The sequence below is a fragment of the Pseudoalteromonas sp. GW168-MNA-CIBAN-0100 genome, assembly GCF_040309225.1.
GTDB classification, from domain to species: domain Bacteria; phylum Pseudomonadota; class Gammaproteobacteria; order Enterobacterales; family Alteromonadaceae; genus Pseudoalteromonas; species Pseudoalteromonas arctica.
Map to the genome: position 1 here is coordinate 1 of NZ_JBEOOL010001040.1, position 239 is coordinate 239.

General features: G+C 34.7%; 1 pseudogene. It reads right to left on the reverse strand.

Annotated elements, in window-relative coordinates:
* Window positions 1–239 (reverse strand): annotated as a pseudogene (locus tag AAEY62_RS24520) (bifunctional glutathionylspermidine amidase/glutathionylspermidine synthase); the annotation flags it as partial.

The window sequence follows — 239 nt, forward strand, 5'->3', positions numbered from 1 at the left end:
GTTTTCCATACATAATTAAGTTTATTGCCATCGGCATCAATAATATTGCCAAAGGCATCCCAAGACAGAGTATTTAAACCAATAATAATTTTGCACTCAAAACCTGCTGCCGCAATTGTTTCTTTCATAAATAAAGCGTGGTAATGCTCTTCTGGCTCGTCATCTTGAAGAATATGAACTAAACCTTTTACTTCAATTTTTCGCCATGCTTTTACTAAGTCTTTAAATAAGTCTTGGCC